The sequence below is a fragment of the Phocaeicola faecalis genome, from assembly GCF_021730445.1.
Classification (GTDB): Bacteria; Bacteroidota; Bacteroidia; order Bacteroidales; family Bacteroidaceae; genus Phocaeicola; species Phocaeicola faecalis.
Genome location: NZ_JADNRM010000008.1, coordinates 1 through 14,672, shown reverse-complemented (window position 1 = coordinate 14,672; position 14,672 = coordinate 1). Strand labels below are relative to the sequence as shown.

General features: G+C 44.8%; 10 protein-coding genes and 1 pseudogene. 2 read left to right on the top strand and 9 right to left on the bottom strand.

Annotation, left to right across the window (positions count from 1 at the left end; translation table 11 throughout):
- Positions 1-163 precede the first annotated feature (163 nt).
- Positions 164-1,714, bottom strand: coding sequence for an alkyl hydroperoxide reductase subunit F (gene ahpF, locus IR173_RS09525; RefSeq protein WP_237039408.1), 1,551 nt, complete (start codon positions 1,712-1,714; stop codon positions 164-166).
- A gap of 14 nt (positions 1,715-1,728) precedes the next feature.
- Positions 1,729-2,295 carry an alkyl hydroperoxide reductase subunit C gene (gene ahpC, locus IR173_RS09520; RefSeq protein ID WP_237039407.1) on the bottom strand — a complete coding sequence of 189 codons (567 nt, stop codon included), beginning with the start codon at positions 2,293-2,295 and terminating at the stop codon, positions 1,729-1,731.
- Between the two features lie 317 nt (positions 2,296-2,612).
- Here ahpC and IR173_RS09515 point away from each other — a divergent pair, with 317 nt between their 5' ends.
- Complete coding sequence (locus IR173_RS09515) at positions 2,613-3,536, top strand: magnesium transporter CorA family protein (RefSeq protein WP_237039406.1); 924 nt, start codon at positions 2,613-2,615, stop codon at positions 3,534-3,536.
- A gap of 82 nt (positions 3,537-3,618) precedes the next feature.
- Here the strand turns inward: IR173_RS09515 and IR173_RS09510 are convergent, their stop codons facing one another.
- From IR173_RS09510 to IR173_RS09500, 3 genes are read right to left on the bottom strand one after another with little or no spacing between them, the layout of a single operon-like run.
- Complete coding sequence (locus IR173_RS09510) at positions 3,619-4,725, bottom strand: PepSY-associated TM helix domain-containing protein (RefSeq protein ID WP_237039405.1); 1,107 nt, start codon at positions 4,723-4,725, stop codon at positions 3,619-3,621.
- Positions 4,722-6,113 (bottom strand): DUF4374 domain-containing protein, encoded by a 1,392-nt coding sequence (locus tag IR173_RS09505; protein WP_237039518.1) that lies wholly within the window; start codon positions 6,111-6,113, stop codon positions 4,722-4,724. Before IR173_RS09505 ends, IR173_RS09510 begins: the two co-directional genes overlap by 4 nt.
- A gap of 30 nt (positions 6,114-6,143) precedes the next feature.
- The gene (locus tag IR173_RS09500; RefSeq protein WP_394800659.1) at positions 6,144-8,540 is read right to left on the bottom strand and encodes a TonB-dependent receptor; all 2,397 of its coding nucleotides are present in this window, start codon (positions 8,538-8,540) and stop codon (positions 6,144-6,146) included.
- Between the two features lie 268 nt (positions 8,541-8,808).
- Here IR173_RS09500 and IR173_RS09495 point away from each other — a divergent pair, with 268 nt between their 5' ends.
- Positions 8,809-10,248, top strand: a complete 1,440-nt coding sequence (locus IR173_RS09495) for a bifunctional metallophosphatase/5'-nucleotidase (RefSeq protein WP_237039404.1) — start codon at positions 8,809-8,811, stop codon at positions 10,246-10,248.
- Positions 10,249-10,353: 105 nt separating this feature from the next.
- On the opposite strand, the gene IR173_RS09490 is transcribed toward IR173_RS09495, so the two are convergent.
- From IR173_RS09490 to IR173_RS09475, 4 genes and pseudogenes are all read right to left on the bottom strand, one after another.
- Positions 10,354-11,772: a Gfo/Idh/MocA family protein gene (locus IR173_RS09490; RefSeq protein WP_237039403.1), complete on the bottom strand. Its 1,419-nt coding sequence runs from the start codon at positions 11,770-11,772 to the stop codon at positions 10,354-10,356.
- 60 nt (positions 11,773-11,832) lie between these two features.
- The gene (locus tag IR173_RS09485; RefSeq protein WP_237039402.1) at positions 11,833-13,617 is read right to left on the bottom strand and encodes a right-handed parallel beta-helix repeat-containing protein; all 1,785 of its coding nucleotides are present in this window, start codon (positions 13,615-13,617) and stop codon (positions 11,833-11,835) included.
- Between the two features lie 162 nt (positions 13,618-13,779).
- A pseudogene (locus IR173_RS09480) lies at positions 13,780-13,917 on the bottom strand (RagB/SusD family nutrient uptake outer membrane protein); the annotation flags it as partial.
- Between the two features lie 34 nt (positions 13,918-13,951).
- Positions 13,952-14,191, bottom strand: a complete 240-nt coding sequence (locus IR173_RS09475) for a hypothetical protein (protein WP_237039400.1) — start codon at positions 14,189-14,191, stop codon at positions 13,952-13,954.
- Positions 14,192-14,672 lie beyond the last annotated feature (481 nt).

Sequence of the window (14,672 nt, the reverse complement as noted above, 5' to 3'; positions counted from 1 at the left end):
TTTCTATTTCATAGTTCCATTTCGTCCATAATAGGGAGAAAATTGTGTATTTGCTTTCTTTTAAAGGAAAGAAGAATGATTTTCAGACAGAAGAACAAGTAAGGAAAGAGAAAAACCTGGAAAGTTCCTTTGTTCTTCTGCCGAAAGAAATAATGTCTATATCTCAGCCCACTTCACCACGCATGCGATCTTCGAAAGCGGCAAGTGCGGCCTTTGCTCCTTCACCCATAGCAATGATAATCTGCTTATAGGATACGTCCGTTACATCTCCCGCAGCATAAACACCCTTCACAGAAGTACGGCCGTTCTTGTCGGTCAGGATTTCTCCCATGCGGTTCGTTTCCACCAAATCCTTGAATAAAGCGCTATTGGCAGTCAGACCAATCTGAACGAAAATGCCGTCCAAAGCAAAGATTTCTTCTTTTTCCGAAGAACGATCCTTCTTAATCAGACCGACCACCTTATCCCCATCGCCCAATACCTCAACCGTCTGGGTATGAGTAAAGATATCTACATTAGGCAGACTCCTGACTTTCTCTTGCAAGACGGTATCCGCTTTCAGAGTCTCCATAAATTCGAAGACTGTCACCTTAGAGCAAATGCCTGCCAAATCAATGGCCGCCTCCACACCAGAGTTACCGCCACCGATGACAGCCACCTCCTTGTCTTTATAAAACGGCCCGTCGCAATGCGGACAGAATGCCACTCCATGACCAATGTATTTCTCTTCGCCCGGAACATTCAACTTCCGCCAATTGGCACCTGTAGCAATAATCAGCACAGGAGCCTTGTAGCTCTCACCGCCTTTGACCGACAGCACTTTCATTCTCCCTACTACTTCAGTTTTTTCTATCCGGCGATTCTCAAGCACATCGATATGATAAGCAGCCAGATGGTCCTTCAGGTCCTGTGCCAGTTCCTTACCGGTAGTCCGAGGTACGGATATCAGATTCTCAATACCCATAGTCTCATTCACCTGACCGCCAATACGTTCGGCCACCACAGCCACCCGCAATCCTTTTCGGGCAGAATAAATGGCAGCCGCAGCACCGGCAGGACCGCCTCCCGCCACCAATACATCATACTCTTTCGTTTCAAAAGACTCCGGTTCCACCGAGCCATAACGCGCTTCAAGCTTTTCAAGCAAATCACCGATACTGCCGCGCCCCACATGAATCTGCTCGCCATCGGCAAACACCGTAGGAACGGCCTGCACCTTCATGCGGTTCACTTCCTCTTCGTTCACAGCACCGTCTACGGCCTGATGGCGTATCTGAGGATTGAGCACCACCATCAGGTTCAATGCCTGAACCACATCAGGGCAGTTTGTACAGCTCAGTGACAGATAGGTAGTAAGATTTATCGGTCCGCGCAATGCACGGATACGCCGGGTGATAAACTCATCAGGGAAATTCTTGCCTTTGCCGTCGGCGTTGAGTACCGCCATCAGCAGGGAAGTAAATTCATGCCCGCCGGGTACGGCACGGAAAGTAATTCCCGTATCTTCCCCTTCCTTTAAAAGAATAAATTTCAAGCCCTCGCTCTCTTGCAAACGGCAGGAGAGTTTCTCGGAACAGGAAGCCACTTCTTCCAACAAGTCCACCAACTCGGCACGACTTTCGTGCCGGGGGTGGACAAAGATGTCGAAAGTATAGTGCGCATCCAGTTGGGCAAACAATCCCTTCAACTGTTCCTTTATTGCACTATCCAACATATTTTTCGGGTATTTTAAATTTTACCTACCAGGTCAATGCTCGGTTTCAGAGTCTCGGCTCCTTTTTTCCATTTCGCCGGACAAACTTCTCCATCGTGACTGGCAACAAACTGAGCTGCTTCCACTTTACGGAGCAATTCGTCGGCATTACGTCCGATACTGTTGTCCTGAATCTCAGCCAACTTAATCTTACCTTCGGGATTGACCACAAAAGTACCGCGATAAGCCATACCGTCTTCTTCAATCATCACACCGAATGCACGCGAGAGAACTCCCGTGGGGTCCGCCAACATCGGATAAGTGATTTTTCGAATGCTTTCGGAAGCATCATGCCATGCTTTGTGAACAAAATGCGAATCGGTGCTGACAGAATATACCTCCACACCCATTTCCTTGAACTGGTCATACTTCTCTGCAATATCTACCAACTCGGTAGGACAGACGAAAGTAAAATCGGCAGGATAAAAGAAGAAAATAGCCCATTTGCCTTCGATATCCTTGTTAGTCACTGTCTTAAACTCTCCATTATGAAATGCCTGAACTTTGAATTCAGGAACTTGTGAATTAATAATAGGTTCCATATACTTTCTATTTTAAAATTGAAATTAATTTTTAAATTGTAATTATTACATCTGCAAAGGTAGTGTACTACACTTCACCCTGCAATACCTAGTTATTAGGATAATGTAGAACAACAATCACCATAAATAGGTACACGAGATTAGGTGTTTTTAAAGTTTTTACGTACTTTTGTCCCGCAATTTATTAAAAACAACCCAAAATGGACGATTCCAACCCACGAACGTACAGTATAGTATTAACTTATCCGGCAGGGCTCTAAACAGCATGCCTGCAATGCCTCTGCCCGGACTTAAAACAAACGAAAGGAGGCAATAAGATGAGAAAATATCTTTATTGTGAGAACGGCTTTGTGGAAAAGCCGCAGTGGATGCCCAACTGCTGGGTAAATGTAGAATGCCCTGATAAAAGCGATTTTGACTTTCTGACCAAAGACTTAAAAGTTCCCGAATCTTTTTTGGAAGACATTGCTGACGTGGATGAACGCCCGCGCACCGATACCGAAGAAAACTGGTTGCTGACCATTATCCGCATCCCTTTGCAACAGCAGGGAAGCATTCCATATACAACCATTCCCATCGGCATCATCACAAACAATGAGATTATTGTCACCATTTGCTATCATTCCACCGAAATGATACCTGACTTTATCGACCACACACGCCGAAAAGGAATAGTAGTGCGCAATAAATTTGAACTGATATTGCGGCTGATTTATTCTTCCGCAGTATGGTTCCTGAAATACCTGAAGCAGATAAACAATGATGTGGCAGCGGCCGAAAAGGAATTAGAAAGAAGCATACGCAATGAAGATTTACTGCGGTTGATGAAACTGCAAAAGACATTGGTCTATTTCAACACCTCGATACGTGGAAATGAAGTGATGGTAGGCAAATTGCAAAGTATCTTTCAGGAAAAAGATTATCAGAACCCTGACCTGGTGGAAGATGTGGTCATCGAATTGAAACAGGCATACAACACAGTGAATATCTACAGTGATATTCTGACAGGCACAATGGATGCTTTTGCCTCCATCATTTCAAATAATGTGAATACTATCATGAAGCGCATGACCAGTATCTCTATCATACTGATGGTACCTACATTGATTGCCAGCTTTTATGGAATGAACGTGGATGTGCATGTGGATGAGTTGCCACATGCTTTCAGCCTCATCATATTGATATCTATCGTATTATCGGCCATGGCCTTCGTTATCTTCAGAAAGATAAAGTGGTTTTAATCTCAAACCGTATGGGAAATAGAGAAGTGTGCCAAAAGCTGACATAACGGTCACGCTGTTTTTGCTTTTGGCACACCCGCCGCTAGCACCTTCGTTTTCTTTGTCCGAGCTTACGTTTTATCCACAGGTAATAGCCTGTCAATGGCAGACAAGCCCCGATGAGAGCCGCTGCAAAGGCAAGTATCTTGGTAAAGATACCGCCCCAGCTCCCTACATGCACCGAATATATCCACCCCCGAATCTTTCCCGACGGCTCAGCGTCCTGATATAAAGATACATTCATTATCTCACCCGAACGAGGGTCAAACTCATAACGGTCACTCGCACGCTGATTGCCCAACCGGTCAAAAGAGACATTGGCAGTGCCCCGGGATATGGAAATCTGTCGGTAATCGGGATTCTCATCCTTCAACTGTCGATAGACCTGTTCCCAATGTGCATACGGAACCTGTGACTTTTCCTTCTTCTCCTGCCCATGAGCTGCGTGCCCGCTTCCCTGCCGGGTTTCTACTCCGAAAATTTTATAAAATCCAGTCCGGTACCAAGCAAAAGACCAAGTCAGTCCCGTCAGTGACATCATCAGCAAAAACAGCAACGCATACAAACCGCCCGCCACATGAAAATCGTAACAGAACCGGCGGAATCCCCTCCGCAACGTTATCTTCAGACTATTCTTCAACGCCCGCAGTGTGCGCGGCCACCAGATAATGATGCCTATCAGCAGAATAAGAACAAACATCAGTGTACTCACTCCCACTATCACCTTTCCCCAGAAGATACTGTCACCGGGCTTCATACTGTCCAACAGCCAGCGATGCAGTTTAAACATGGTCAGAAAAAAGGCCGGACGCTCGTATTTTCCCTTCACTTCACCCGTATAAGGGTCAATATAAACCGATGCACGACGTGGTTTAGAGAGATTTACCTGCCACGTACGCCCCTTCTCTGAAAGAATACTCACTCCGGTGACAGATACACTGTCGGGCAATGTCTCCGCCACTCGTTCGAGAAGCATTTCCACAGGCAGTGGTTCCGCCTTTACCTCCTTCACATGATAAAGGTCGGGGCGGCTCCACTCCGTTATTTCGTTCTCGAAAACCAGCATGGCACCCGAAAAGCATATCAGACTGACAAGCAGTCCGAAAGGCACGGAAAGCCAAAGATGCAATGTACGAAATATCTTTTTCATTTTTGAGATACAAGTTTACCTACGGTACTAACAGATTCCGCAACGATAGTCAGCCCCTTTGTGGCAGTAGCCGTCCGAGGGTCAATCTTGTAAAGTGCCGGAGCACTGCCATCGGTAGTGGATACCGGCATATATATGTAACCGTTCTCATTATAAGGGATATTTCCATAAGCGCTCAGAACATCTTCCGACGGCAATCCGGTCACCGGTTTCAGTGTCCGGTCTTCACCTTTAAAGACAGCCAGTTCGGTGGTATACTCCCCTTTCGACTGTAATCCGCGAGTATACATCTGAAGCAGGAAATAATCTTCTGTGATATGCCAGCATTTGTACACCGGATGTTTGTTTCCAAGCTCTTCGAGATTGACATAATAAGTGGCGTCGAACGAAGTTTCTCCTGCCTTGATTCGCATCACTCCCGAAGGAAGTGTTCCCTGCACACGCTTCAAGTCGTCCGAAGAAGTAGTAAGCCGTCCATAGCCCGGCGAGAAAACGTACAAATCGCCATTATCGGCCGCCCAGATGGTCTGGTAATATTGCGAACGCATACGTCCGCTGGCAAAACCAATTTTGTCCGTGGCGACAATCGTTGGGGTAGTGCTGAAATCGTTTCCGCTATAAATGGCCACGTATGCATAATCGGGATACTGGGTGGAAGGAATAGAACCCTCTTTATAAGCACTGCTGGCACTGCCTCCCGCCACGGTTGCCACAAGTTGAGGGTCGGTCACCTTGTCCGGAAACGCTTTTACACCATATTGGCTCATCCCCATCGGAATTACTGAAGTGTAAAGTTTGCCGTTCGCCTGCACAAATCCGGAAAAGGTAACATACTCACCGTTACCCAAATAGTTCTCACACGGGTAGGTCTTGGTACTCGTCGTACCGTTCAGCGAATTCAGATAGTTCACCAGAATGCCTTGCTCCGCATATCCGTTGGCATCCGTCCGGTCTGTATCGCCGGTAGAAGCGGTAATGACATTGTCGCCCCATGTGCCATACGTGGTGATGCGTTTAAAGGCATACGACAGATGCTCTTCGGGCTTATTATTACTGTTCAGGATATAAGAGGAGCCGGTTCCGTCTCCTCCTTTATTATACACGAGACGAAAAAGGTAATCATTGTTATGAAACACCCAATACGTACCGGTCTCGGTTTCAAGACCATTATTTTTTACTGTGACGCTTCCTTCGTCCAAAGACTCGGCGGTCAGGAGATAATTCACCCCATCAACAGTGGCGGCAACCACGTATGTTCCTGTCCCGGTATCGGTACCGGGAGTATCCGGCGTTGGATTCTCGGGCACTGTATCATCACTGCATGAAGTCAACACACTGCCTGCACAAAATGCCATGGCAACAGACCAAAACAAAAAATTTCCATTCATCATTCTTCTATTTTATTTATCGATTCATATTTATTGTCCGAAATAAACTCTCACCTTCCCATAGAACGCACGCCCGGCTTTCTGCAGACTATAATTATCATATAGCTTCTCGTCCGTGAAGTTCTTACATTCAAACGAAAGATTATAGCGTCCGTTCTTGATGCTATACGTAACTCCTAGATTATGTGAAAACTGTTCCGGTACGCGTTTCTTGGAAGAAGCCTCTCCGATGGTTTCCCAATTCAAGGGAAACTCGTGCTGGTAATAGCTGTCATACGTGAGCGACAAGCGGTTTCCTTTTGCAAACAAGTCATGCCAATAGAGAGAAGCATCCAGGCTGGCATAACGGTAAGGCTGGTTGGGTATACGCAGTTTATACTTCAGGCTTTCCTGCAGGGAACCCCCTTCCAAGTATTTCTCATTGTCACGCGTATCCATGCTGCTATAAGTAGCTCCCACACTGAGCCAATGCGAATAACTGTAACGTGCGGATACATTGAAGCCTTTCGTCTTTACACGCCCATGGTTATAATAGGAACCATAGCTTTTGCCTCCAAAAGAACTGATAGTACGGACGATGTAATCTTTCGTATCACGATAAATCAAACTTCCTTCCACATAAAGCCCATGTTTGCCAAACTGGTGTGTATAACTGAGGTTCAGATTAATGTTGTCACTGTTCTCCGGATTCAAATCAGCCTTCCCCGCTTCCAAATCCTCGTCACCGAACAGTTCTTCATTGGACGGTAGCCGATAAGCTTTCTCGTATGAGAGCTTCGCCTGCAGGTCCTTTATTATCCAATAGGTGCCTGCCACACCGTAACCCAAAGCGCTTACGTTCTTAGACATATCGATATAGTTTCCTATGCCGTCGGCATTTTGTGAGACCAATCCCGAACTATGCTGGTTGTAATACTTCCCGAAAGCAGAGAAGTTCCATTTCTCAGTGGGCATCAGGCGATAAGAAAGCCCGGTGATATTCTTCCTTGTCTTCTTGGGAACGGTAAAGTCGGAGACGGCCGAAGTGGAATTCACATCCGAACGGTTACTTCGCTCAAAAGCAGTCAGCACATGGCTCAATGTAAAGGTCTGCGCCCTACTAAGGCGATAATCGGCCCTGAACGTTCCATTCCAGTTCTTATTCTTCGATTCATTGTCCTGATAAGATTGCTCTCCTTTTGAACCGGTATATTGCTTTTCGCCATACCAGTTGTATTGATAAGGCACAGTATCAACATTCTGGGTCAGGTTATAATTATAATTTGCCGTCAAGCTGATATCCAGCCCTTTGGTGAACAAATCCCGCTTACGATACTCCAATGAGGGCATCAGCGAATGTCCCTTGCGATGCTTCTCTCCAAATACCGCTTCCTGACGCACTCCTGTCTGAATCTCCTTGTACATATTGGAATAAGTAAAGCCAAAGAGCAAACGGTCGGCAAAAGGTTTTCCCACCCAACCAATCTTTCCGATGACAGCCTCATTGTGGTAAGTGTCATTGAAACGCTTTACATGCTCAATCTTCTTTTTGTCGGTGGTATTGCCATCAGGAGAAAAATGAGTGACATAAGTATCCACATAATAATCATTGTCGGAATAGTTTTGGAATGCATTTATCTCATACATCCATCCGTTTCTGAAAGTCTGCCCGAAATTGACATACGACTTGTGCGTATTAAACGAGCCATAGGAATAAGAAGTATCCAAAAACCATTTTCTCTTCTTCTTGTTCGTCACAATATTGACGATACCTCCTAAAGCATCGGTGCCGAATCCTACCGGTACAACCCCTTTATACACTTCTATACGCTCGGCAAAATTCACAGGAATATTGTTCAGCCCGAACGAGCTGCCTACCCCCTCCTGTGGCACTCCGTCAATGAAGATTTTGACATGTTTTCCACTAAAGCCGTCCAACATGAGTTGGGTGTCAGAGCCTACACCTCCTGCTTCCCGCAACTTCATACCCGGAAGTTTGGACAAGGCGTCACTCAAATTCTTCGTCGAGTTCTGCAACTCCTCCGTATCCACAGCCACGGCATTAAAAGCCGAACGCTTCACACGGCCTACCCCATTGGATACGACAACGACCTCATCCAACTCTGTTACAGACGAAGCTAACACTACATTCATTTTTACTCTCTCATCCCGAAGGAGTTTCACCGGCTTCTCCACCGTTTCGTAGCCGATGGCAGAAACAACCAGCGTATACTCTCCTGCCGGAGCATGCAGATGATATATTCCCTGTTCATTGGTCATACAACCATAGTTGGTCCCTTTCAGATACACAGTTGCCAAATCTATGATTTCCTTCTCCTTCGATACGACTTTACCCGAAATCATGGTTTTATATGGCTGTGCATATACAGATACGCCCGCCCATAAAACGATAATTAAAATACTCACTTTCCGAATTGCTGTTCTCACGTTTTTCTCTTGCTAAGTAATTACATTCTTTATTCGGATGCAAAATTCCTAATAAAACCGACGCGCCGCAATCGCTTTTTATAGGTAATTTAGAAAGCCGTCTCAGCAGTCATTTCTTTCCTACAATCACCATTTATAAGTATTCTCCCCATTAGAAGACAAATATACCATTGCCCGGAAACAAACTTTTCTGTATGCTGCAAAGCATTTGAAATATTAATAACCTATCTTTGCAGCATTAAACCAACCTATTAAACACCAGTAATAAATGAAAAAGCTATCTAGTTTTCTATTGTTATTTGTCTTTCTATGCTGCTCACTGTCAGCAAAAGAAACGCAAATCATCCTCTTTTCTACCAATGACATGCACGGCAGTATTGATAACTTTGCCAAAATAGCAAGCTATATACAGAAAGAACGTGCCAAGAACCCCAATATCTTGATTCTAAGTGGAGGAGATATGTTTTCGGGGAATCCGGTAGTAGACCAATATCCCGAGAAAGGCTTCCCCATGATTGACTTAATGAACCGGATAGGCTATCGGTATGAGATATTCGGGAACCATGAATTCGACTATGGACAGGAAGTGTTGAACCAACGAATGGAGCAGGCCAACTTCCAATTCCTGTGTGCCAACATGATTGTCGATGAAGAAACAGCCAAAATCAAACAACCTCAACCTTATGCTTTCCTCCAAATCGGTGACACCAAGATATGCATCCTGAGCCTCATCGAAGTGAGTAAGCGAAGAACAGGCGAACTGCTTCCCGCCACCCATCCTGCACGCCTGAAAGGTGTCACATTCACAGAGCCAGTCTCAACAGCCCTTAAATACAAGAACTTACGCACTCAATGTGACTTGTTTGTCGGTCTCACCCATACCGGTTATACCAAAGACTGTGAAATAGCCGAAGCGATGCCCGAGCTGGACGTTATCATTGGAGGGCACTCACATACACGCATTGACTCCACCATTATCGTGAATGGTGTCCTGATTAATCAGGCACAAAGTAATCTCCATTATCTGGGCAAGACCACCATAACCTTAGATGACAATAAAGTAAAAGATAAGAAATTCGAGCTGATTAATATCGCGAAACTCAAAGACGAAGATACAGATATCAAGCAACTGATTCAGAAATTCCGCGAGGATTGCCACTTAGACCAAGTAATAGCACACGCCACAGCACAGTTCAACGGTAAAGAACCTCTCGGCTCACTGATGACGGATGCCGTAACCAGCGTGCATAATCTCGACTTTGCTTTCCAGAATGCCGGCGGCGTGCGCATCGGACAAATAGCCAAAGGAGAAATCACCATGGCCGAGATTTATCAACTGGATCCCTTCGGCAACAGCGTAGTTATCTACCGGATGACTCCGGCAGAGATTCGCACCTTATTAATGAACTCCTACCGCAAAGCCAGCAAACGTGCCGATTTATTGGTTTCGGGCATGACCTATACCATTCATACCCATGACGGCAAAGCCGTGAGTGTCACCCTAAAAGATATGAACGGTAACCCGCTGGACGAGAATAAACAGTATAAAGTAGGAATGAACAGCTACATCGCCTCCAGCTACCGATTTGACCATGCCGACCCGGGACATGAAACGACTGCCACCTCATCAGACGCTCTGATAGAATATCTGAAACAGCAAAAGGAAATCACACCCCAACGGCCGCGTACAAGTATCGTAGAAGAATAAAACAGGATATATATATCAGAAAGAGGTTGTTACCGGTATCGGTAACAACCTCTTCTTTCATTTTATGTTGAAATTATCTCAGTTTAAAAAACGAGATTTTAAGAATTATTTGGCAAATGCGTGGCGATAACCTTTCACCTTGTTCCAGCTACCGCGGGTAAAGTCGGGTACAGCTACCGGAGCATTACCGTTTTCGATAGAAAGGCGGGTAAGGTCTGCCATACAGCACCATTCAGCCAAGTCGTATACATCCATATCCAAAGGCAAACCGTTGCGCAGACAGTAAACCAGACGATAGTCCATGATGTAGTCCATACCACCGTGACCACCTACCTTCTTGGCAGTTTCTTCCAGTTCCTGGTGAATCGGGTGTTTGTATTTCTGCATCAAGGCTTCTTTCACGTTTTCGGGAACAGCAGCGTGCATATTCAGGTTTTCGTGGTTAGGCACTTCTTTAGCGTCAACCTGGTCGGGACGCAAGCAGTATTGTTCGATAGGATATTTGTTGGCGAAACCATTCGTACCTGTCAGCTGATACATACGGCTGTAAGGACGAGGATTCATTACATCATGCTGAATGTGGATAGTTTTACCGTTTTCAGTGCGGATGAAAGTCATGGTGTGGTCACCGTTTTGGAATTCAATAGAATCATTTGCCAAACCATATCTCTTACCCAGTTCAGGACCGGTTACAGCTTTAGTATCCATAGCCACCAAAGTCTTCATGCGGTCACCACGGTGAATGTCCAGCAATTGGCAGGCCGGGCCAAGGCCGTGAGTGGCATAAACGTCACCACGGAATTCGTTGTTGTAATCCAAACGCCAGTTGTTCCAATATTCACCCCAGAACTCTTCAAGGTTGTGGATATAAGAACCTTCTACGTGCAGCACTTCACCGAACAATCCCTGCTGAGCCATGTTCAATGTAGTCAGTTCGAAGAAGTCGTATACACAGTTTTCCAACTGCATACAGTGCTTGCGAGTTTTTTCTGAAGTATTGATTAACGCCCAGATTTCATCCAGTGTCATAGCAGACGGAACTTCAATGGCAACATGCTTGCCGTGTTCCATAGCGTAAATACCCATTTCGGCATGATGTTTCCAGTCTGAAGCAATATATACCACATCAATATCATCACGTTCACACAATTGCTTCCATGCATCTTCAGAACCTGAATATTCGGCAGCTTTAGGAAGACCGGCCTTTTCCAAAATACCTTGTGCTCTTTCTACACATTTGGGACGAAGGTCACACAAAGCTACAATTTTTGTACCGGGAATATGAGTCCAACGTGCAACAGCACCGGGACCACGCATACCCAAGCCAATAAAACCAACACGAACCGTATCCAGTTTCGGAGTGGTCAGTTGAATTACATCTTGCTGTCCGGCAGGACGCTCGGGCACAGCGACTTCGATAGGAGCATACTCCTTTGCAGCAGCTTCCTTCTGAGGAGAAGCGCATCCGACCAAGCAGAACAATGCCAAGCCGGTCATCACAGTCAATAGATTCTTAATCTTCATGTCTTTTCAAAAATAAATATTTAAAATATAATAGTTAGTATTCATTTATAAACCAACGCCTTATTCGGCAATCGTCACATTCGTCACCCGCTCCAACCAAAAACGGTTCTGATTAAAATGGAACGGTTTATAGTCCGTGTTCTTCTTTATAACATTATTGCGGAATATCAATCCATCTACAGATTTGGCATACAGGATAGGAGCGTCAAAAGTATCGAATTCATTATCTTCTATCACAATACCCCCTTCCGGTCCTCCATGAAAATACTTCTGCTGATTCTTCAGGTCGGGTATTTCCGGATAAATCGAAATCACAGCATTCGTAAACTGAAATAAATTGGTAAGTGCATTCACAAAACGATTCTTGCGAATAATTACATTACGGCACGCTCCGGTTTCAAACCAACCGTTACAGTCTCCACACAATAAAATAGCAGCCCCTGAAGTATGGTCGAATAAGTTATTCTCGACAACTGTTTTACGCGGAGTACTGAACAACGTACCTCTCGCCCGATTATTGCGAATCGTATTTCCGGCAAACAAGACTTCCGGAGTCCAAGTAAGATTCTCAATACCAAATCCACTCTGTTCATTGATAGCCGAATCTATAGCCTCATCAAAAGCAATGATGAACTCACGTGCTCCATCTATTTGTTCTTTATCATACGGACGAATGCTTGCAATCTTATTCTGCTTGCCAATCAATTCCATAGTAGCGGATTGTACGAACTGCACCTCATCTCCGGCGCGTCCCCATTCAAATCCCCATGACTGACCGTGCATATAACGTCCGACCAATGTACGGTCATCTACCCTTTTCACCACTTTTAGATACGTTCCATGCACATTAATGGCATCATCCATCATGCCCTCATACAGTCCGTTGCACGAAGTAATCTTTCCTTTGCAACCGGAAAAGTGAGTTGCATCTGCCTGTGTGGTAAAATAACGCGGATCATCCTCCCCCTTCAAACAAACACAGAACTTCTCTAGCGTAATATTGTCACTGAATTGTGCCAGTAATCCCATTCCTTCGGCATAATGGACTTTTATGTTTTCCAAGGCCGTATTTAAATCATGTGAAAGAAAGATACCGGGAGTGGGACGTCCCCAGCCACGCATGGCAACAACAGTTCCGGGAACAAGACGTGCATCTTTCCAATGAGGAGCACGGATGCGGCGCGGCGCAATCTCACTTGCCCCTTTCGTCGGGCAAGCAATATCGCTGGTATTGTATACCAAATGTTTGGTATCCCCATCAAAAGCAATACCCCAAGAATGTTTTAAAGTCCACCCTTCTCCATAAGCTTCAAAGATTGAGTCTTTGGCTATACGATATTTCACCCATGAAGCCGGTTCAAAAACGATTCCTTCTTGAGGAGTATTCTCCAATATCTTTATTTGTGCAATATGAGGGTTTTCAAAATCAATACTGAAATTCTTCAAACTACAGTTCTCCGAACGAAGGAGTGATACCGGTAACATTCTCCCATGAAAGACAAACTGTGCCCCTTGTCCGTCAAGAGTGAGATTCTTCATATCCTCCAGTGCAATACCTACTTTCTTGGGATTGTCCTGGTCGTGGTTCGAAATATAATATTCGCGTACGGCAGCCCCTTTTTCATGAAAGTCATAACGGCCTTCAGGAAAACGAAGAATAACCGCCTCACCATCCTTACACTCCGCCTTTATTTTCGACAATGCCTTTTGTAAAACAGGAGAAGCATTTTTATGAGTATTGGGTTTTAAGCCAAACGTGGAAATATCATATACTTTTTGAGCATACAAATTTATTGAAGTGAGCGCAAAGACCGCACTTAACGCTAAAATCGAAAGTAATTTCATACTTATTAGATTTAATGAATTAACCAATCGCTGTATTAAAGTACAAAGAAAGGAAGTTTCCCTTATATACTCTGTATTTGCTTATGTTTTTTTAACACATTAATGATAAAAAACGGGATGTGAAGACAAATGTCATACACATCCCGTGCATAATCCTAACACCTAAAATTCATCTCGATTCATTACCTTGTTGCAATATGCAGCTCCATAACGACGTATATCATCATAACGTTGTCCTTCAGCAGCCAGTTCTATACGACGTTCGTTACGCACAAAATCCAAAGCAGCCTCCTTAGACGGCGAAACATAAAGACGACTGTCACGATTACGGAACTCATCCATATAGGCATATTCTTTCAGAATAAGTGAAATGATTTTTCTTTCTTCTAATACTCTTCAATACACTATGCAAAATACGTTCTTCTCTTACCGAATCAATAGTAGCAGGTACCTCTTCCCATTGTTTGCGAAGAGCATCATTAATAAACTCATAATTATTCAATTCCCCTCTTTCCTTGGGTTCCAGAGAACGTTCAAACAGTTTCTTTATTACATCATCCCGATTTTTGCTCATTTTTACATTTTATTTTTCTTCCAAATAACCAGACTAAAAGACATTTACCCGAATCCCGACATCTACCAATGATTGCGTTGTTTCTCCCTTCCTCCTTTCATAAGCCATTGAAACTCCCTGTTGATGGGGGTTCCGGTAGTGAACGGGCATCCCGTCACCGCCCCTTCAGCCTCCTTTCATTTTGTGAAGTTTCTTCCGGCTTTTGAACTTTTTCAATAGCGCTTTACGGTAGGGGCGGACCCATGTGTCCGCCCAATGACCCCAATAACTTAAAGTGAACTGTTCTCGGGCAGACACACGGGTCTGCCCCTACAGAAAACGGCAGGCTAAAAAGATGAGTACATAAGGGAATTACTGACGGCAGATTGTGAAGGGACTCGGAAAGCGCGGCTGAAGGGAGGATGAGGGGATGTGCTGTCATTCTTAACCGACTGATTATGTGAGTGTTTTAATTAAAATGTAAGGATGAACGGAAAAGAAG